This window comes from Alistipes montrealensis (genome assembly GCF_018362775.1).
GTDB lineage: Bacteria > Bacteroidota > Bacteroidia > Bacteroidales > Rikenellaceae > Alistipes > Alistipes montrealensis.
Genome location: NZ_JAGYXY010000003.1, coordinates 137,109 through 155,741 on the forward strand (window position 1 = coordinate 137,109; position 18,633 = coordinate 155,741).

Genomic DNA, 18,633 nt, shown 5'->3' on the forward strand with positions numbered 1-18,633 from the left:
CGGCAGAATTTGTCAGTCGGCACTGACATTCTGTCAGAAAAAAGGCGCTGGCACACCGTTTGTTGAATCAGAAGCAGGAAATCATAAAAACAACAACGATAAAAACTATGAAAAACGGAAAAATCGGAGTTACAACGGAGAACATTTTCCCCGTGATCAAAAAATTCCTTTACTCAGACCATGAAATTTTCCTGCGTGAGTTGATCTCGAATGCCGTGGATGCCACCCAGAAACTGAAGACCCTTTCGTCGATCGGCGAGGCCAAGGGCGAACTGGGCGACCTGACGATCCATGTAGCCGCGGACAAGGATAAAAAGACGCTCACGGTGACGGACCGCGGCGTGGGTATGACGGCCGAAGAGGTGGACAAATACATCAACCAGATCGCTTTCTCGGGAGCCGAGGAGTTTATGGAGAAATATAAGAACCAGGCCATCATCGGGCACTTCGGACTGGGCTTCTACTCTTCGTTCATGGTCGCCGACAAGGTCGAAATCTTCACGAAATCCTTTAAGGAGGGAGCTAAAACGGTGCATTGGAGCTGCACCGGGTCGCCCGAGTTCGAAATGGAGGAGACCGACGAGGCCCGTGACCGCGGTACGACGATCGTCCTGCACCTTGCGGAAGACACGCTGGAGTATGCCGAGGATTCGAAGATCGAAGGCCTGCTGAAGAAATACTGCCGCTTCCTGCCCGTGCCCATCGCCTTCGGCAAGGTCAAGGAGTGGAAGGACGGTAAATATGTCGATACCGACAAAGACAACATCATCAACAACATCGATCCGCTGTGGACCCGCAAGCCCGCGGAGATCACCGAGGAGCAATACAAGGAGTTCTACCACGAACTGTACCCGATGAGCGACGAACCGCTGTTCTCGATCCACCTGAACATCGACTATCCGTTCCACCTGACGGGTATCCTCTATTTCCCGAAGATTCACAACAATTTCGAGATTCAGAAGAACAAGATACAGCTCTACTCGAATCAGGTGTATGTGACCGACCAGGTCGAGGGCATCGTACCGGAGTACCTGACGCTGCTGCACGGCGTGATCGACTCGCCGGACATTCCGCTGAACGTTTCGCGCAGCTACCTGCAGAGCGACGCCAATGTGAAGAAGATTTCGAGCTACATCACCCGCAAGGTCGCAGACCGCCTGCAGGAGTTGTTCACGACGATGCGTTCGGACTATGAATCGAAGTGGGACGACCTGAAAATCTTCATCCAGTACGGCATCCTCACCGACGAGAAGTTCGCTGAGAAAGCCGCGGAGATCATGCTCTGGAAGAACATCGAAGGCAAGTACTTCACCCCCAAAGAGTATGTCGAGAAGGTCAAGGAGAACCAGACCGACAAGAACAAGACGGTGATTTTCCTTTACGTCGACGACCCCGTGGAGAAACACACGTTCCTCGAAGCGGCCAAAGGTAAGGGGTACGACGTGCTCGTCATGGACGGACAGTTGGACAACCACTACGTCAACTGGTACGAGTCGAAGAACAAGGAGAGCCGTTTCGTGCGCGTGGACAGCGACGTGATCGACAAACTGATCCAGAAGGAGGAGAACGTCAAGATGTCGCTCAGCGAAGGTCAGCAGGAGGTGCTGACGCCCGTGTTTGAGAGCCAGATGCCCAAGGACGAGAAGATTCACTACAACATTTCGTTCGAGGCCATGTCGCCCGACGAGGCGCCGGTGGTCATCACGCAGAACGAGTTCATGCGCCGCATGAAGGAGATGGCCCAGACGGGCGGCGGCGGTATGAGCCAGTTCTACGGCCAGATGCCCGACAACTTCACCATTGCGGTGAACGGCAACCACCCTATCGTCATCGACATCCTGGCCGACGTGGAGAAATCTTACGGCGACAAGCTCAAGACGATCACCAAAAAAATCGATGCGGCGGTGGCCGAAGAGAAACGTTTCGACGAGGTCGTGAAGGACAAGAAGGAAGAAGATCTCTCGGCGGAGGAGAAATCGACCCGCGAGGAGTTGTCGAAGAAGATCGTTTCCCTGCGCGACGAGCGCAACGAACGCCTGCGCGAGATCGGCAGTGAAAACCGCCTTGTCAAGCAGATCATCGACCTGGCGCTGCTGACCAACGGCATGCTCAAGGGCAAGAACCTGACGGATTTCATTCAGCGTTCGATTTCGCTGATCGAAAAATAGGTTCCGAAAAACTTTTGTGGGAGAGGCTGCACTTTCGGGTGCGGCCTTTTTTGTTTTCGCCGTACTTATTCCGTAACTTTTTCCGCGATTATTGCGTCCAAACGGTATAATCTGAGAAACAAATCGTTATATTTGTTTTATCACTACAAATCCAACCCTTATGAAAAACCTCCTGATCCTGATTACCGCGGCGGCCGGAACGTTCCTGTCGTCCTGTACCCCGGCCGACCGCGTCGTGGAAAACCCGCTGATCGAAACGGCCAACACGCGAACGCTCGACATCGTGAAAGTCGAACTGAGCGACACGGCGACCGTGCTGCATGTGAACGCCTACTTCCGGCCCAAAAACTGGATCGTCATTTCGTCGGACAGCTACCTGCAGGTTCCCGCCATGAAATTCCGCCTGACGGAGGCCGAAGGAATCACACCCGACTCGCTGTTCTGGATGCCCGATTCGGGCGAAGCGTCGTTCGTACTCAAGTTCCCGCCTCTGCCCCGCGGCACGAAATCGTTCGACTTTATCGAATCGGACTGCGACGACTGTTTCAAACTCTACGGCATAGACCTGACGGGTAAAAAGGAGTATCCCGAATATCCCGAAGGCTTGCCGAAGGCACTGCGCAAAGCCCCGAAGGACGGTCCTGTGCCCGATCCGATTTTGGCGGTCGGCGAGACGACCGTAAACGTTCATTTCTTAGGGTTCCGCGAAGGGATGTTCAAGGAGGCGACGCTTTATGTCAATTCGCTGTTCGACAGACAGAAACAGTACGATGCGCCGGTAGACCCCGAAAGCGGCGTTGCGACCTTCCGGTTCGAACAATACGGTACATCGCTGATCTTTGGCGAACCCGTCAGTCCCAGTTCGATGTTCGTGAGTTTCTGGACGGCCCCCGGGGAGACGGCGGATATCTACATCGACCTTGCGGAGAAAGGAAAATCCATCGTCCAGCGCCGCGACAAGGAGCACGAAGCTCCGCATAACCACACTCTGTATGCAACGGGAGCCTATGCCGATCTGAATATGCTCTGCGACCGGAACGAATGCGGAAGGATCGCGCTCAACAAATACACGGGTGAATTCGCCGACTACCGGATGACGGCGGACGAATATACGCAGATGATCGTGTCGAAATACAAGGCGCTCTCCGACAGCGTCGCCCGCAGCGGCATGTCGGAGATGGTCAAGGAAATGTCGTTACTTTCATTGCAGCAGGAAACACTTCTAGCTATCGCATCCGGCACGTTCCTGATGGAGCATAACTACCGGGCGGTGAACAACAAATGGGAGCGCAGCGACAAAATCGATTACAAATTCGCAGAGATCGGTCCGGAGCATATCGCCGCTGTCTGCAACCTTTTCGACGCTACCGATCCCAAACTGGTGATGGGTTCCAATATCGGCGATTACCGTCTTGCGGCGGTGAATCCGCATGTAGACTGGTCGAAAACCGCGAACATCACCGAAGGCCCGCTGGCCGACCTGCATAAAACTGGGCTCCTGCCCTCCAAAGCCGAGAATAACGAACTCACGGAAGAGGATCTCGCCGAACTCCGGTCGCTGAAAAATCCCTTCTATGCCGAGGCCTGCGAAGCCATCCAGGCCAAGGTGCGCAAAGACCTGGCTGCGCTGGAAGGTACGGTAAAGATCGAGCAGGCGCCCGACGTAAGCCTCGATAAACTCTTCGACGCCATCGTCGCGCCCTACAAGGGCAAGGTCGTGATGGTCGACTTCTGGAACACCTGGTGCGGACCGTGCCAGGCCGCGATCAAGGCCAACGAGCCGCTCAAGACCGGAGAGTTGAAGAGCAACGATTTGGTCTGGATTTACATCGCCAACGAGACTTCGCCGCTGGTGACCTACAAGACCCAGATCGGTAAAATCGCCGGCAAGCACTACCGGCTGAACGACAAACAGTGGGAATACCTGTGCAAGCAGTTCAAAGTCGACGGCATCCCCTCCTACGTGGTGGTCGACAGGGACGGAACCTACAAACTGCGCAACGACCTGCGGGACCACGGCAAACTGAAAAAGACGCTCAAAGCAATGATCGAATAACGAAAACGACCGCCTCCTTCCGGGGCGGTCGTTCCGTTGAAGGCGGGAACAGGGCAGGGCGAAAACCCAAAGTGTCCGGTCCTTATGCGTTTCGCCGCTCGATCTCGCTGATACTTTCGATCTTTTTCTTCCGGAGGAAGCCGTAAACGCCGTCGAGGTGCTCGATGACGCGGCCGTGTGAAAATTCGTAGATCTTGTGCGTCAGTCCGTCGAGAAAATCGCGGTCGTGGGAGACGATGATCAGCGTGCCGTCGAACGCCATCAGTGCTTCCTTGAGAATTTCCTTGGTCTTCAGGTCGAGGTGGTTGGTCGGCTCGTCGAGAATCAGCAGGTTGACGGGCTCCAGCAGCAGTTTGATCATCGCCAGACGGGTCCGCTCGCCGCCGGAAAGCACCTTGACGAGTTTTTCGCTGGCATCCTTGCCGAACATGAAAGCGCCGAGGATATCGCGGATACGGGTCCGGATGTCGCCCACGGCGATGTCGTCGATGGTTTTGAAGACGGTGATCGACTCGTCGAGCCCCGACGCTTCGTTCTGCGCGAAATAGCCGATCTTGACGTTGTGGCCCATCTGGATAGCACCTTCGAAGTCGATCTGGCCCATGATTGCCTTGACCATCGTGGACTTACCTTCGCCGTTGCGGCCCACGAAGGCGACTTTGTCGCCCCGCTCGATGGTGATCGATACGTCGCTGAATACACGGTGGTTGCCGTATGCCTTGCCCAGCTCGGTCGTGATGACGGGATAGGAACCCGACCGCGGAGCAGGCGGGAAACGCAGGTTCAATGCCGACGTATCCTCCTCGTCCACCTCGATAAGTTCCAGTTTTTCGAGCATCCGCACACGCGACTGCACCTGGTTGGTCTTCGAATAGGTTCCCTTGAACCGCTCGATAAACTCCCGGGTCTCGGCGATCATCTTCTGCTGGTTGTCGTAGGCCGCCTGCTGCTGCTCGCGCCGTTCGCGCCGTAGTTCCAGGTAATGCGAATAGTTGACCTTGTAGTCGTAGATGCGTCCGCGCGTGATCTCGATGGTACGTGTTGTGATGTGATCCACGAAGGCCTTGTCGTGTGAAATGACCATCACGGCCTTGGCGTTGTTCATCAGAAAATCCTCCAGCCATTCGATGGATTCGATGTCGAGGTGGTTCGTAGGCTCGTCCAGCAACAGCAGGTCGGGTTTCTGAAGCAGCAGTTTGGCCAGTTCGATGCGCATGCGCCATCCGCCCGAAAATTCGGAAGTCTGCCGCGTGAAGTCCGAGCGTTCGAAACCCAGACCCAAAAGGATGCGTTCCACATCCTCCTGATAGTTGGTGAGGTCCACGGCATAGAATTTCTCGGAAATGGCCGTCACCTCCTCGATCAGGCGCATGTACGATTCGCTTTCATAGTCGGTGCGGGTCGTGAGCTGCTCGTTGAGCGCCGCGATCTGCCGCTCGATCTCGAACAGGTGTTCGAAAGCCCGCGAGGTCTCTTCGACGAGCGTGCGGCCGTCTTCTACCGTCAGGTGCTGGGGCAGATACCCCACTTTGCCGCCCTCGCTCACCGTTACACGGCCGCGCGTTGGGGTTCGCACCCCGGCGATGATCTTCAGCAGGGTCGATTTGCCGGCTCCGTTCTTGCCCATCAGGGCGATCCGGTCCTTGTCGCCGATGACGAACGAAATGTCTTTGAAAAGCGTCGTGCCGCTGAACTCTACGGTCAGGGAGTCTATTGAAATCATAAGTTATTGCAAATTGAGCGGTAAAGGTACGAAAAAGGACGGACGCCTCCAAAATTGGACAGCGTGCGGCACGGCAAAACCTTACGGATGATAAAAGTGCCGTTATAGAACCGAAAAAACCGCTTCGGGTTGCGAAGCGGCGTGGAATAGCCCGAAAATCGGGGTTTTATTCTTCGGTCCAACGGTTTCGGATCAGTTCCAGGAACCACTCCGGACAGCGGCACGGACGCCGCGAATCGCTGTGTATAAAACCCAACTGCGTCATGCCCGTGTTCAGCAGGTCGCCCTTCTCGTTGTAGATTTCGTAGAAGAAATTGATGCGTGTGCTGGGAATCTCCCTGAGGATGATGCGCACCGTCAGCAGTTCGTCGAAATAGGCAGGTTTGCGGTATTTAGACTGCACTTCGAGGATCGGCATCATGATCCCCCGGCGTTCGACTTCGGCGAACGACATGCCTAACTCGCGCAGAAACTCGCTGCGGGCGGCTTCGTAGTAGCAGATGTAATTCGAATGGTGGCAAATGGCCATCTGGTCGGTGTGTTTGTACCACACGCGTATCTGACAATCGTGGCTTAACATGGCTTCTCTATTTTTTCGTTTTTAATTTTCCGGGGTACGGATTCGGGCCGGCAGCATCGGAGCGGTCCATCGCCTCTGAAACCGGCTTCCCGGGCCGGGGGCCTAACAGCAATTCGGCCTCTGCGGTTTTTCCCTCTTCCAACAGGCGCCGGATCTTTGTCGAACTGACGTTCATACCGCCAACGCTGCACGGTTCGACTTTCACGACCTTCAGTCGTCCCGGCGCTGCGAGCGCCTCGCAGTCGATCCGGTCATGGCCGAAGCGGTGGTTGAAACCTGCAACGAGGGTTTCGGCTCCGACCCGGCCGATCAGGTAGTCGTTCACGAACTCCTCGCCGGAGAGGGCACTGAACGTTCGGTCGAACGGTATGACGATTACATTGTCGACTCCCAGTTCCGCCAGCAGGGACAGTTTCTCGTCGAGCGTCGTCAGCAGGCGCAGCCCTTCGGCCCGGCCCAGCGTGATGCGCGGATGCGGCTCGAAGGTCAGCACGATACTCTCGCCGCCGTTGGCGCGGGCTTCGGCGACCAGCCGCCCGATCAAAGCCCGGTGGCCCAGGTGTACGCCGTCGTACGACCCGACGGTCACCGCCGGACGGACGAATTGCGGAAGCGTATCGAAACCGTGAAAAACCCTCATCTCTCCCTCTCCCGGCACGCGTTTACGAGTTGCTGCCGTCGCTCTCCTTGACGAAGTAGGCGACTTTTTCGAGCAGCGTGGTGATGTCGTAGTTCTCGACGATGATTCCCTGGGGGAAATTCAGCGGCGTGGAGGTGAAGTTCAACACGCCCCGTATGCCGGCGTTGATGATCGGCAGCACGAGGCTCGGGGCCACTTTCGTCGGCGACGAAACTATGACGATCGAAATATCCTTGTCCTCGACCACCTCTTCGAAGGTGTCCATGTGGTAGCACGGGATGCCGTCGATGGTCTTGCCGACCTTTCCGGGATCGACATCGAACGCCGCCGTGATCCGCAGCTTGAGGCCTTTGCCGTTGAAGTATTTGGTGATGGCCTGGCCCAGGTGGCCCATGCCCAGCACAGCGATGTTCATCGCCGAGGGGCTGTCGAGGATGCGGCTGATGTACTCGATCAGCACCTGCACGTCGTAGCCCTTCTTCGTATCGCTCGAAAAACCGATCAGCATCAGATCGCGGCGCACCTGCACGGCGGTGATGCCGTGGATACCCGCCAGCACATGCGAAAAAATGTGCGTGATACCCTGCCGGTGGCTGGCAAGCAGCGTACGGCGGTATTCGCTCAGCCGTTCGATGGTTTTCTCCGGAATCGTATTCGTCAAGGATGCCATGGTTCTCTATTCGATGGTTATGGTGAAATCGCTGTTGTAGTTGACCCGTGTCCAGTTGCGGTTGACGTGGTTGTCGCGGCCTTCGTCCTGTCCGAACAGGTAGGTCGTCTGCAACGGCGTATAGCGGCGGCCTTCGAGGTCGTACTCGATGTCGCCGTACATGGCCGGGGCGAAGATCATCGCCGTGTCGTAACCCCGGTATGAGAAGAGTGTCGGAAGCGCGCCGAACGAACGGATATAGGCGTTGTCGAACGCCTTCACGGTCTGCGAATCGCGCTTGGCGTGGTAGGTCGAGAAGAAGATCACACGGTCTTTGAAGAACATCGCGCGATCGACGGTGTTGTAGCGGTTCCAGCGGGTATTGCCCAGCACCACGAAACGCGGGGCCGTGCGGCCGCGGCTCGTGAGGCTCGTATCGGCCGACGCGAGGGCCGCGAGAATGCGGTCGATGTCCACCTCGCTGTCGGAGAGAATGATGAAGACGTTGTCGTCCGTATTTTCCAGCAGCGGTGTGAGGTCGCTCGGGCTGTTGGCCGAGCGGGACGAAGGATGCTCGTATTTATAGGTGTACCGGCGGTATTCCGAATCGCCCAGCAGCGCGAGCATCTCGCGTTCGAACTCCTTGTCGGTCGTCTCGGTGTAGATCAGCGTCACACGCCTGTCGCCGTTGATCAGGTCACCCGCCTTCTCGTACTTGCGCGAAGGGTCGGGAGCGAGCTGGAACAGCGCGTCGCTGTTCATCGCTTCGATATTGGCCAGCGGCGATACCACGGGGACCTGTTTGCGCTCGGCGAAACGGAGCACCGGGGCCAGTCCCTCTTCGTAGACGGGACCGACGATCAGGTTCGCTTTCCGGAAAGCGTCGCTTTCGACGATCTCGCGGATGCGTGCCGAATCGCGGGCCGTGTTGTAGAGGTCTACGTTCACCGAACGGCCGTATTTGGTCTTTACGCTGTCCAGTCCCAGCAGGAAACCCTGGTAAAACTCCAGGTAGTTGCCGTTGGCTTCGCCGTCGACGGCAAGGGGCAGCAGCAGCGCCACATTGAGCGGCTCGCTGGCCCGGAGCGCCCTGAAGTCGATCTGTACGGCCTGGGGCTCTGCATCCGGAACACTGTCCCGGTGCTGGAGGCTGTCGGCGCTCGCAGGGGCCTGTCCGGCCTCGGGTGCAGGAATCTTGACCATGGCCCCGGCCTTGAGGTCCGCGGGTTTCAACCCCCCGTTGAGCGCACTGAACTCGGCTTCCGTGATCCCGAAGCGGCGCGAAAGCGAATAGAACGTTTCGCCCGGATGGACGATGTGGTAGGCCGTTCCCTTGTCGGCTACGCTGTTCAGCGACTGGCGGTACTCCTCCCACTGCTCTTTCGTGCCGGCTTCGTCCTCCGATCCGATCTGTTTCTTGCGGATCAGAATCCGTTCGCCGAGGCGCATGTGCAGCGGATCGAGGTTCGGATTGTCCTCCAGGATGGTTTTTACCGGAATTTCATACTGACGCGAAATAGCGTAGAGCGTCTCGCCCTTCGAGATGAAGTGGAAATCGAAAGTCTTGCGCAGCTTCTTGTCCGATTTGGGTTCGGGAACATCGGCCACGAAGGGAATCTTGATGTTCTCGGCAGTTTTCAGGCCGCGGGCAATCGAGGGGTTGTTTTCGAGAATCACCTTCTCGCCCACCCCGTAGGTTTTCGAAAGTCCGTAGAGCGTCTCGCCCGCCTGCACCGTGTGGATATAATACTTCGCACCGTTGATGTAGACGATCGTCTGGGACTTCCCGGCCGCCAGGGCGCAAAGTCCCCACGCGATCAGCAGGAGTGTGGCAAAGAGTCGTTTCATCGTCATTTCATTTTTTCGCGCATCCGGATTTCGGTGATGACCTTCTTGGTGTAGAGCGGGAAATCGCCGTTCATCATCCAGGCGTAATAACTGGGTTCGATGCGGAATACCTCGGCGACCGAACGCCCCTTGTACTTGCCGAACCCGAAAACCTCCTCGCCCTTCTCGTTGAAGAGGATGCGCCCGGCATAGTCGGCCGCCTCGGCGCGGCACGAGTATTCGGCCAGCTTGTCGATGTCGTTCTCCAAATCGTCGTACCGGTCCAACTGGGCCATCAGCACCTCGTAGGTAGCCTTCGTGTCGGCTTCGGCCGAGTGGGCGTCCTCCAGGTTGCGGTCGCAGTAGAACTTATAGGCCGCTACCAGCGTGCGCTGTTCCTTCTTGTGGAAGATATTTTGCACGTCGATGAACTTGCGGCGTTTGAAATCCACGTCCACACCGGCGCGCAGGAACTCCTCGACCAGCACCGGCAGGTCGAAGCGGTTCGAGTTGAAACCGCCGAAATCGCAGCCGCGGACAAACTGTTCGAGCGAACGCGCCACCTGCGCGAACGTCGGGCAGTCCTTCACGTCCTCGTCCGTGATTCCGTGTACGGCCGTAGCTTCCTCGGGAATGTGCATCTCGGGGTTCAGCCGCCGGGTTTTGGTGATCTCTTCGCCGTCGGGCATGACCTTTATCATCGAAATTTCCACGATGCGGTCCCGTGCGGTATCCACGCCGGTGGTTTCGAGGTCGAAAAATATGATCGGGCGTTTGAGGTTTAACTTCATCCGTTGACTGCCGTTATGCGTTGATCATCATCGGCATCAGCAGCATCAGCGTCGCGCTCGACTGCTTGTCGTCATAAATGGGTTTGAAAACGCCTGCGCGGGTCGAATCGGCCAGTTCCACCACCACGGTCGGGGTGTCCATGTTCGAAAGGATTTCGACGAGGAACGTCGATTTGAAGCCGATCGAAATGGCCTGCCCGTCGTAGCTGCACGAAATCGTCTCGTTGGCCGACACCGAAAAGTCGATGTCCTGGGCCGTGAGGGTGATCTGGTTACCGGCGATGTCCATGCGGATGAGGTTCGTCGTGGGGTTCGAGCAGACGGCGACACGCTTGATGCCGTTGACCAGTTCGATCCGGTCCACGAGCACCTTGTTGGGGTTGTTGGCCGGAATCACGGCGTTGTAGTTCGGGTAGTTGCCCTCGATCAGGCGGCAGACGAGCGTGTGGCTCTTGAGTTTGAACAGGGCGTTCTTCGAGTCGAACGCCACTTCGATGGCGTCGTCCTCCTTGAGCAGCACCGATTTCAACAGGTTGGCGGGCTTCTTCGGAAGGATGAACGATGCCGTTACGTCGTTTTCGGTCTCGGCTTCGTATTTCACGAGTTTGTGTGCGTCGGTTCCCACGAACGTGAGTGCATTGGGCGCCAGGTTGATATAGATGCCGTTCATCACGGGACGGAGTTCATCGTCCGCCGTGGCGAAAATCGTCTTGTTGATACCGTTCACGAGCGTGTCCACGTCGAGGCGGAGTTCCTTCTTCTCGGCACTCAGCACCGGCACGGCGGGATAGCTTACGGCGCTGGCTCCGGGAATCGAGAGCGATCCGCTCTTCCAGTTGATCTTGATCTCCCAGTTTTTGTCGTTGACCTCGATGGTCAGCGGCAGTTCGGGGAACTCCTTCAGCGAGTCGAGCATCAGTTTGGCCGGAGCGGCGATCGTACCTTCGTTCTCGACGCTGTCCACCTCGATCGAACCGACGAGCGTCGTTTCGAGGTCCGAAGTAGTAACCTGCAGCGTACTGCCGTTGAGTTCCATGAGGAAGTAGTCCAGGATGGGCAGCGTGTTTTTATTGCTGATAACCTTGCCGGTCGTAGCCAGAAGCGAGAGCAGGGCCGAGCTTGATACGGAAAATTTCATACGTTGTTTCTGTTTTTGTCTGTTTATGGTTTCTTACTTTAAAATAGCCAGTTTGTCGAGGGCCGTTTCGATCATCTTCCGTACGAACGGCTTGTAATCGGTATTCACGTCCTGCGCGATACGCTGCGCGATGATCGTGCAGATCGTGGCGGCGCGGTGGCCCATCAGGGCAGCCAGGCCGGCCAGGGCCGAACCCTCCATCTCGAAGTTGGTGACACGGCGTCCTTCGTAGTCGAACGACTCGATTTTTTCGTTCAGGTGCACGTCGTGCGGTTCGAGGCGTACCCAGCGGCCCTGCGGGGCATAGAAGCCCGGAGCGGCGATGGTGATACCTTCGCGCGTAACGTCGCGGAAATGCTCGAAAAGCGCCTTGTCGGCATTGACGAAATAGGGACGCGGCATCTTCTCATACCAGCCCGTATGCTTCACGAACGCCTCTTCGAGGCCCAGGTCGCAGACCGCGTCGCGGCCTTTGTAGTAGCTCAGCAGGCCGTCGAAGCCGCACGAAGTGCGCGAAAAGACGAATTCGCCGACCTCGATGTCGGGCTGGATGGCCCCCGAAGTGCCGAGGCGGACCAGCGTAAGCTGCTTTTTCACGGCTTTCTCCTGCCGTGTGGCAAAATCGACGTTGGCCAGGGCGTCCAGCTCCGTGACGCAGATGTCGATGTTACCGATGCCGATGCCGGTCGAGAGGACCGTCATGCGTTTGCCTTTATAGGAACCCGTCACTGTTTTGAACTCGCGGTTCGCAACTTCACACTCCTTCGTATCGAAATATTCGGCAACCAGGGCCACGCGGCCGGGGTCGCCTACCAGGATCACCGTATCGGCCAATTGGCCGGGTTGGAGGTGCAGATGGAAAATCGAACCGTCATCGTTGATAATCAATTCGGAAGCGGGAATGGTTCTCATAATTGTCGTTTTTTAATTTCCATAATTGGCATAAAAGTAATATATTTACCTCGAATATCAAAACATCGGGGTGAATTTTTCATAAATATAAGTATACATAAAACCGAATACAACATGACACTCATCAAATCCATCTCGGGCATCCGCGGCACCATCGGCGGGCCCACGGGCGAGAACCTGACGCCGCCCGACGTTGTGAAATTCACCACGGCCTACGTGCGTCTGATCGCCCAGCGCAGTCCGGGCAAAAAACTTACCATAGTCGTAGGACGCGACGCCCGTATTTCGGGCGAAATGGTTTCGAACCTCGTGGAAGGAACCCTTCTGGCCTGTGGCGCCGATGTCATCAACGTCGGGCTGTGCACCACGCCCGGAACAGAAATGGCCGTGATCACCAAAAAGGCCGACGGCGGCATCATCATCACCGCGTCGCACAATCCCCGCCAGTGGAACGCCCTGAAACTGCTGAACTCCGACGGCGAGTTTCTCAACGACGCCGAGGGCAAACAGGTGCTGGCCATGTCCGAGGAGGAGGATTACGACTACCCTGCCATCGACGCCATCGGGCATGTGCTGTCGCGCGAGGACTTCAACGAAATCCACATCCATCAGGTGTTGGATTTGCCGTTAGTGGACATTGCGGCCGTGCGCAAACGCCGCTTCAAGGTGGTCGTCGACGCCGTAAACTCGGTGGGCGGCATCGTGATGCCCAAACTGCTGCGCGAACTGGGCTGTGAAGTCGTGGAATTGAACTGCGATCCCACGGGCGAATTCGCCCACAATCCCGAACCCCTGCCGCAGAACCTTACCCAGATTTCGGAGGTCATCGTGCGCGAGAAGGCCGACCTGGGTATCGTCGTCGATCCCGATGTAGACCGTCTGGCATTCGTTTCCGAGGACGGTTCGATGTTCGTCGAGGAGTATACGCTGGTGGCCGTCGCCGATTACATTCTTTCGGAGAAGCCCGGCAATACGGTTTCAAACCTTTCGTCGTCGCGCGCCCTGCGGGACGTTACCGAGCGCCACGGCGGCAAATACTACGCCTCGGCCGTCGGCGAGGTCAATGTCGTGACGAAGATGAAGGAGGTCGGCGCCGTGATCGGCGGCGAAGGCAACGGCGGCGTGATCTATCCCGAGCTCCACTACGGCCGCGACGCGCTGGTGGGTACGGCACTCTTTTTGACGTGGCTTGCCAAGAAAGGCATGACGATGACCCAGTTGCGTGCAACTTACCCTTCGTACTTCGCTTCGAAAAACAAAATCGAACTGACGCCCGCCATCGACGTAGATAAAGTGCTGCGTGAGGTGAAGGAACGTTATTCCGGTGAAAACGTGAATGATATCGACGGCGTAAAAATCGATTTCCCCGAAAATTGGGTACACCTGCGCAAGTCGAATACCGAACCGATCATCCGCGTTTACACCGAAGCCAAGTCGATGGCTGAAGCCGACGCGCTGGCACAGCGATTCATTGCCGAAATCAAGGAAATCTGTAACATTTAAGACAATGAAAAGCAAATTACTGATTCTCGCCGCAGCCGTCGCAATGGTCTCCTGCGGCGGAAACGCACAAAAAAAGACGGCTGCCGCCGACACGCAGAAAACCGCCGCGGCGGCTCCCGACATGCACAACGCCGAGACTTCGCTCGACTACCTGGGTACGTACAAGGGTACGCTGCCCGCGGCCGACTGCCCGGGTATCCAGACGACGCTGACGCTCAAGCCCGACGGCACGTACGCCCTTCACCTGAAATACATCGACCGGGATTCGGAGTTCGACGAGCAGGGAACCTATACGGTTCGGGAAAATCTGCTGACGCTGACGCACGGCGAAGGCGAGCAGCCCGAATATTATAAAGTCGAAGAGAACCGTCTGCGTCGTCTCGACGCCGAAAAACAGGCCGTCACCGGCGTACTTGCAGAGAGTTTCATCTTACAAAAAACAGCCGAATAAATGGATAAAGCAAAAGATTATATAAAGACCCATAAAGATCGCTTCATCAGCGAGTTGTTCGACCTGATCCGAATCCCTTCAATCAGTGCCGAATCGGAGCATAAACCCGACATGCAGCGTTGCGCCGAGTTCCTCGCGGCAGCACTCGTGAAGGCCGGCGCCGACCGCGGCGAAGTGATTCCGACGGAAGGCAATCCGGTGGTTTTCGCCGAGAAGATCGTCGACCCCAAAGCCAAAACGGTGCTGGTTTACGGCCACTACGACGTGATGCCCGTGGACCCGCGCAGCGAATGGCGTACGGAGCCTTTCGAACCGGTCATCAAGGACGGCCGCATCTGGGGCCGGGGTGCCGACGACGACAAGGGCCAGTTGTGGATGCACGCCAAGGCGTTCGAGGCGATGTGCGCCACGGATTCGCTGCCCTGCAATGTGAAATTCATGCTCGAAGGCGAGGAGGAGATCGGGTCGCCCAGCCTCTACAGGTTCTGCGAGCAGAACAAGAAGATGCTCAAAGCCGATATTATATTGGTATCGGACACCTCGATGATTTCGATGCAGACCCCGTCGATCACCTGCGGACTGCGGGGCCTCGCATATATGGAGGTCGAGGTGACGGGGCCCGACAAGGACCTTCATTCGGGACTGTTCGGCGGCGCTGTGGCCAACCCGGCCAACGTGCTGACGCGGCTGGCAGCGAGCCTGGTCGACGAAAACGGGCGGGTGACGATTCCCGGTTTCTACGACGACGTACGCGAGTTGACGCCCGCCGAGCGCAAGGCGTTCAACAAAGCGCCGTTCAACCTTTCGGACTACAAAAAGTCGCTCAATATCGGCGATGTGGAGGGTGAAGCCGGCTTTACGACGCTCGAACGTACGGGTGTGCGCCCGTCGCTCGACATCAACGGCATCTGGGGCGGTTACACGGGCGAGGGGACCAAGACGGTCATTCCGTCGAAGGCTTCGGCCAAGATTTCGATGCGTCTCGTGCCGAATCAGGACTACCGCAAGATTTCGAAGCTGTTCGAAAAGCATTTCCGCGCCATTGCGCCCAAGAGCGTGAAGGTGGTCGTAAAATCGCTCCACGGCGGCATGCCCTATGTCTCCCCGACCGACATGCCGGCCTACAAAGCGGCAGAGAAGGCCGTCGAGGCGACTTTCGGCAAAAAGCCGCTGCCCTTCTATTCGGGCGGTTCGATTCCGATTATCAGCGGATTCGAGTCGATCCTGGGTATCAAGTCGCTCCTGATCGGCTTCGGACTGGCGGAAGATGCGATCCACTCGCCGAACGAGAGCTACGGCCTCGAACAGTTCGACAAGGGTGTGGAGACGATTCCGCTTTTTTACAAGTATTTTGCTGAAAATGAATAGTATGTACGACGAGTTCCTGGAATTTGCCGTGCAGATGGCAAAGGGTGCAGGCGGGATACAACTCTCCTACTTCCGGGGCGACGACCTGTCGATCCGGACCAAATCCAATGTCTACGACGTGGTTACGCGCGCTGACAAGGAGAGCGAGGAGTATATCGCGAAGGCCATTACGGCGTGCTACCCCGATCACGCCATCCTGGGCGAGGAAGGCGGCTCCCGGGGCAACGCTTTGGGCGACTACCGCTGGGTCGTCGATCCGCTCGACGGCACGACCAATTACAGCCAGGGACTTCCGTTGTTTACCGTCTCGATAGCCCTCCAATACAAGGGCGAGACCATCGCGGGTGTCGTCTATGCGCCTTACCTGAAGGAGCTTTTCACGGCGACGAAAGGCGGCGGGGCTTATCTGGAGACTGTTCTCCGCACGCCGGAACGCCTCCGTGTCGGACAGAAACAGACCCTTTCCACGTCGGTCATTGCCACGGGATTTCCCTACGACAAGGATGTCAACCCCGACAACAACAGCGACAACGTCGCACGGATTATCCCCCATGTACGGGATGTACGGCGGCTGGGGTCCGCGGCTTACGACATCTGCTGCGTCGCCGCCGGACTGCTGGACGGTTACTGGGAACTGGCGCTGCACGAATGGGACGTATGCGCCGCCGACCTGATCCTGCGGGAAGCGGGAGGCGTCATTTCCGACCTGCGCGAAGACCGCGGTATCTCGATGATCGCCGGGAATGAAACAATCGTCGGGGAGATTCGGAAATACGTTCGGTAAATTCATTAAACATCAGACGGTTATACGCGTTGTAGCCGTTTCCGGAAAAGGGCGGGAGTAAATTCCCGCCCTTACACATGTGTGATTATTAAAAATTTTTCTTAATTTTATCCCGGACAAAAACAGAGAAAACACATGTGTGGAATCGTTGGATATGTCGGACGGCGCGACGCCTGTCCGATTCTGATAAAGGGGCTGCACCGCCTCGAATACCGGGGATATGACAGCGCCGGCGTAGCGCTGGTCAACCCGCAAGGTACGTTGAACGTCTTTAAATGCAAAGGCAAGGTCGCCGACCTGGAGCACTTCCTCGACGGGAAGGACCTCGGCGGCAGTATCGGCATCGCCCACACCCGTTGGGCTACGCACGGAGTCCCGAACGACGCCAACGCCCATCCCCACTATTCCGAATCGGAGAATATCGCCTTGATCCACAACGGCATCATCGAGAACTATCGCGTCCTGAAGGATGCGCTCGAGGAGAACGGATATACGTTCCGCAGCAGCACCGACTCCGAAGTGCTGGTGAACCTGATCGAATACGTCCGTGCGACAAACGGCTGCACGCTGCTCGAAGCCGTACGGCAGGCCCTCAAGCAGGTGGTCGGAGCCTATGCCATCGCCGTCGTCGAGAAGGGTAACCACGACGAGATCATCGCCGCGCGGCAGAGCAGTCCGATGGTCGTCGGCATCGGCGAAGGCGAGTTTTTCCTCTCGTCCGACGCCGCGTCGATCATCGAATACACACAGGATTTCGTCTATGCAGGCGACGGCGAAATCGCCGTGATCAACCGCAACGCCCCGCTGAAGATCGTTACGCTGGACAACCACGACGCGAAGATCGACATCCGGAAACTCCAGCTTTCGATTTCGCAGCTCGAAAAGGGCGGTTATCCCCATTTCATGCTCAAGGAGATTTACGAGCAGCCCCGGACCATCGTCGACTGCATCCGCGGGCGGATCAACCCCGACACCTGCGAGGTGAAACTGTCGGGGGTGATCGACCACCGCGACAAGTTCGTGAACGCCCGCCGCATCGTCTTCGTGGCGTGCGGCACGTCGTGGCACGCCTCGCTGATCGGCGAGCACCTGATCGAATCGATCTGCCGCATTCCCGTCGAGGTGGAATACGCCTCGGAGTTTCGTTACCGCAACCCGATCATCCGCGGGGACGACATCGTAATCGCCGTGTCGCAGTCGGGCGAGACGGCCGACACGCTGGCTGCCGTCGAACTGGCCCGCAAAGCCGGGGCGTTCGTCTTCGGCATCTGCAACGTCGTAGGGTCGTCGATCGCCCGCGCTACGGATTCGGGGGCCTACATCCACGTCGGTCCGGAGATCGGCGTCGCCTCGACGAAGGCATTCACCGGGCAGGTGACCGTGATGGCCATGCTGGCGCTGGCCGTGGGCCGCGAGCGGGGAACCGTTACGGACGAATACTACAACGAGGTGTCGGCCGCCCTGCTGCACCTGCCCGGGACCATGGAGGAGGTGCTGAAGGTCGCCCCGCAGGTCGCCGACCTGGCGAAGATTTTCACCTATGCCCATAATTTCATCTACCTCGGACGGGGCTACAACTACCCTACGGCGCTCGAAGGGGCGCTCAAACTCAAGGAGATTTCGTATATCCATGCCGAGGGCTACCCGGCCGCCGAAATGAAGCACGGCCCCATTGCGCTGATCGACGCCGAGATGCCCACCGTAGCCATCGCCACGCCGGACCACACCTACGAAAAAACGGCCTCGAACATCGAGGAGATTCGGGCCCGCGGCGGGAAGATCATCGCCGTCATCGCCCGCAACGACGAGCATGTGCGCCGCTCGGCCGATTTCGTGATCGAAGTCCCGGTGATCACCGAATGCCTGATGCCCGTCGTGGTGTCGGTTCCGTTGCAGTTGCTGGCCTACTACATCGCGGTTTACAAAGGCCGCAACGTCGACCAGCCGCGCAATCTGGCCAAGTCGGTGACGGTGGAGTAACCGCCGTTCGGACGACAAACAGAAATCCGCAGCCTTCTTCGGAAAGCTGCGGATTTTTCAGTC

At 57.4% G+C, this 18,633-nt stretch carries 15 protein-coding genes; 7 read left to right on the plus strand and 8 right to left on the minus strand.

Going from position 1 to position 18,633, the window contains the following annotated elements; translation table 11 throughout:
- Positions 1 to 107 precede the first annotated feature (107 nt).
- Positions 108 to 2,168 carry a molecular chaperone HtpG gene (htpG, locus tag KG007_RS06785; protein ID WP_213347823.1) on the plus strand — a complete coding sequence of 687 codons (2,061 nt, stop codon included), beginning with the start codon at positions 108 to 110 and terminating at the stop codon, positions 2,166 to 2,168.
- Positions 2,169 to 2,328: 160 nt separating this feature from the next.
- Positions 2,329 to 4,224 (plus strand): TlpA family protein disulfide reductase, encoded by a 1,896-nt coding sequence (locus KG007_RS06790; RefSeq protein WP_213347824.1) that lies wholly within the window; start codon positions 2,329 to 2,331, stop codon positions 4,222 to 4,224.
- An 82-nt stretch (positions 4,225 to 4,306) separates the two neighbouring features.
- On the opposite strand, the gene KG007_RS06795 is transcribed toward KG007_RS06790, so the two are convergent.
- From KG007_RS06795 to KG007_RS06830, 8 genes are all read right to left on the minus strand, one after another.
- The gene (locus tag KG007_RS06795) at positions 4,307 to 5,947 is read right to left on the minus strand and encodes an ABC-F family ATP-binding cassette domain-containing protein (RefSeq protein ID WP_213347825.1); all 1,641 of its coding nucleotides are present in this window, start codon (positions 5,945 to 5,947) and stop codon (positions 4,307 to 4,309) included.
- Positions 5,948 to 6,113: 166 nt separating this feature from the next.
- Positions 6,114 to 6,527 (minus strand): acyl-CoA thioesterase, encoded by a 414-nt coding sequence (locus KG007_RS06800; protein ID WP_213347826.1) that lies wholly within the window; start codon positions 6,525 to 6,527, stop codon positions 6,114 to 6,116.
- A 7-nt stretch (positions 6,528 to 6,534) separates the two neighbouring features.
- Positions 6,535 to 7,167, minus strand: coding sequence for an FAD synthase (locus KG007_RS06805; RefSeq protein WP_195460488.1), 633 nt, complete (start codon positions 7,165 to 7,167; stop codon positions 6,535 to 6,537).
- 22 nt (positions 7,168 to 7,189) lie between these two features.
- A complete protein-coding gene (locus KG007_RS06810) occupies positions 7,190 to 7,837 on the minus strand; it encodes a redox-sensing transcriptional repressor Rex (RefSeq protein ID WP_195460489.1) in 648 nt (215 codons plus the stop codon).
- A gap of 6 nt (positions 7,838 to 7,843) precedes the next feature.
- Complete coding sequence (locus KG007_RS06815; protein WP_213347827.1) at positions 7,844 to 9,670, minus strand: LysM peptidoglycan-binding domain-containing protein; 1,827 nt, start codon at positions 9,668 to 9,670, stop codon at positions 7,844 to 7,846.
- Positions 9,667 to 10,434: a 3'-5' exonuclease gene (locus KG007_RS06820; protein ID WP_213347828.1), complete on the minus strand. Its 768-nt coding sequence runs from the start codon at positions 10,432 to 10,434 to the stop codon at positions 9,667 to 9,669. Before KG007_RS06820 ends, KG007_RS06815 begins: the two co-directional genes overlap by 4 nt.
- A 13-nt stretch (positions 10,435 to 10,447) precedes the next feature.
- Positions 10,448 to 11,572, minus strand: coding sequence for a DNA polymerase III subunit beta (dnaN, locus tag KG007_RS06825; protein WP_195460492.1), 1,125 nt, complete (start codon positions 11,570 to 11,572; stop codon positions 10,448 to 10,450).
- Positions 11,573 to 11,605: 33 nt separating this feature from the next.
- A complete protein-coding gene (locus tag KG007_RS06830) occupies positions 11,606 to 12,484 on the minus strand; it encodes a nucleoside phosphorylase (RefSeq protein WP_195460493.1) in 879 nt (292 codons plus the stop codon).
- Between the two features lie 114 nt (positions 12,485 to 12,598).
- Here KG007_RS06830 and glmM point away from each other — a divergent pair, with 114 nt between their 5' ends.
- From glmM to glmS, 5 genes are all read left to right on the plus strand, one after another.
- Positions 12,599 to 13,987, plus strand: coding sequence for a phosphoglucosamine mutase (gene glmM, locus KG007_RS06835; RefSeq protein WP_195460494.1), 1,389 nt, complete (start codon positions 12,599 to 12,601; stop codon positions 13,985 to 13,987).
- A gap of 4 nt (positions 13,988 to 13,991) precedes the next feature.
- Complete coding sequence (locus KG007_RS06840) at positions 13,992 to 14,438, plus strand: copper resistance protein NlpE (protein WP_195460495.1); 447 nt, start codon at positions 13,992 to 13,994, stop codon at positions 14,436 to 14,438.
- A complete protein-coding gene (locus tag KG007_RS06845) occupies positions 14,439 to 15,806 on the plus strand; it encodes a dipeptidase (RefSeq protein WP_213347829.1) in 1,368 nt (455 codons plus the stop codon). It begins immediately after the preceding gene.
- Position 15,807: 1 nt separating this feature from the next.
- Positions 15,808 to 16,590 carry an inositol monophosphatase family protein gene (locus tag KG007_RS06850; RefSeq protein WP_213347830.1) on the plus strand — a complete coding sequence of 261 codons (783 nt, stop codon included), beginning with the start codon at positions 15,808 to 15,810 and terminating at the stop codon, positions 16,588 to 16,590.
- A gap of 135 nt (positions 16,591 to 16,725) precedes the next feature.
- Positions 16,726 to 18,570, plus strand: a complete 1,845-nt coding sequence (gene glmS, locus KG007_RS06855) for a glutamine--fructose-6-phosphate transaminase (isomerizing) (RefSeq protein WP_213347831.1) — start codon at positions 16,726 to 16,728, stop codon at positions 18,568 to 18,570.
- The last annotated feature ends 63 nt before the right edge of the window (positions 18,571 to 18,633 follow it).

Bases quoted from the DNA above. Each gene is read 5' to 3' on its own strand.
- htpG (WP_213347823.1), top strand. From the start codon at position 108: ATGAAAAACGGAAAAATCGGAGTTACAACGGAGAACATTTTCCCCGTG.
- KG007_RS06790 (WP_213347824.1), top strand. From the start codon at position 2,329: ATGAAAAACCTCCTGATCCTGATTACCGCGGCGGCCGGAACGTTCCTG.
- KG007_RS06795 (WP_213347825.1), bottom strand. From the start codon at position 5,947: ATGATTTCAATAGACTCCCTGACCGTAGAGTTCAGCGGCACGACGCTT.
- KG007_RS06800 (WP_213347826.1), bottom strand. From the start codon at position 6,527: ATGTTAAGCCACGATTGTCAGATACGCGTGTGGTACAAACACACCGAC.
- KG007_RS06805 (WP_195460488.1), bottom strand. From the start codon at position 7,167: ATGAGGGTTTTTCACGGTTTCGATACGCTTCCGCAATTCGTCCGTCCG.
- KG007_RS06810 (WP_195460489.1), bottom strand. From the start codon at position 7,837: ATGGCATCCTTGACGAATACGATTCCGGAGAAAACCATCGAACGGCTG.
- KG007_RS06815 (WP_213347827.1), bottom strand. From the start codon at position 9,670: ATGACGATGAAACGACTCTTTGCCACACTCCTGCTGATCGCGTGGGGA.
- KG007_RS06820 (WP_213347828.1), bottom strand. From the start codon at position 10,434: ATGAAGTTAAACCTCAAACGCCCGATCATATTTTTCGACCTCGAAACC.
- dnaN (WP_195460492.1), bottom strand. From the start codon at position 11,572: ATGAAATTTTCCGTATCAAGCTCGGCCCTGCTCTCGCTTCTGGCTACG.
- KG007_RS06830 (WP_195460493.1), bottom strand. From the start codon at position 12,484: ATGAGAACCATTCCCGCTTCCGAATTGATTATCAACGATGACGGTTCG.
- glmM (WP_195460494.1), top strand. From the start codon at position 12,599: ATGACACTCATCAAATCCATCTCGGGCATCCGCGGCACCATCGGCGGG.
- KG007_RS06840 (WP_195460495.1), top strand. From the start codon at position 13,992: ATGAAAAGCAAATTACTGATTCTCGCCGCAGCCGTCGCAATGGTCTCC.
- KG007_RS06845 (WP_213347829.1), top strand. From the start codon at position 14,439: ATGGATAAAGCAAAAGATTATATAAAGACCCATAAAGATCGCTTCATC.
- KG007_RS06850 (WP_213347830.1), top strand. From the start codon at position 15,808: ATGTACGACGAGTTCCTGGAATTTGCCGTGCAGATGGCAAAGGGTGCA.
- glmS (WP_213347831.1), top strand. From the start codon at position 16,726: ATGTGTGGAATCGTTGGATATGTCGGACGGCGCGACGCCTGTCCGATT.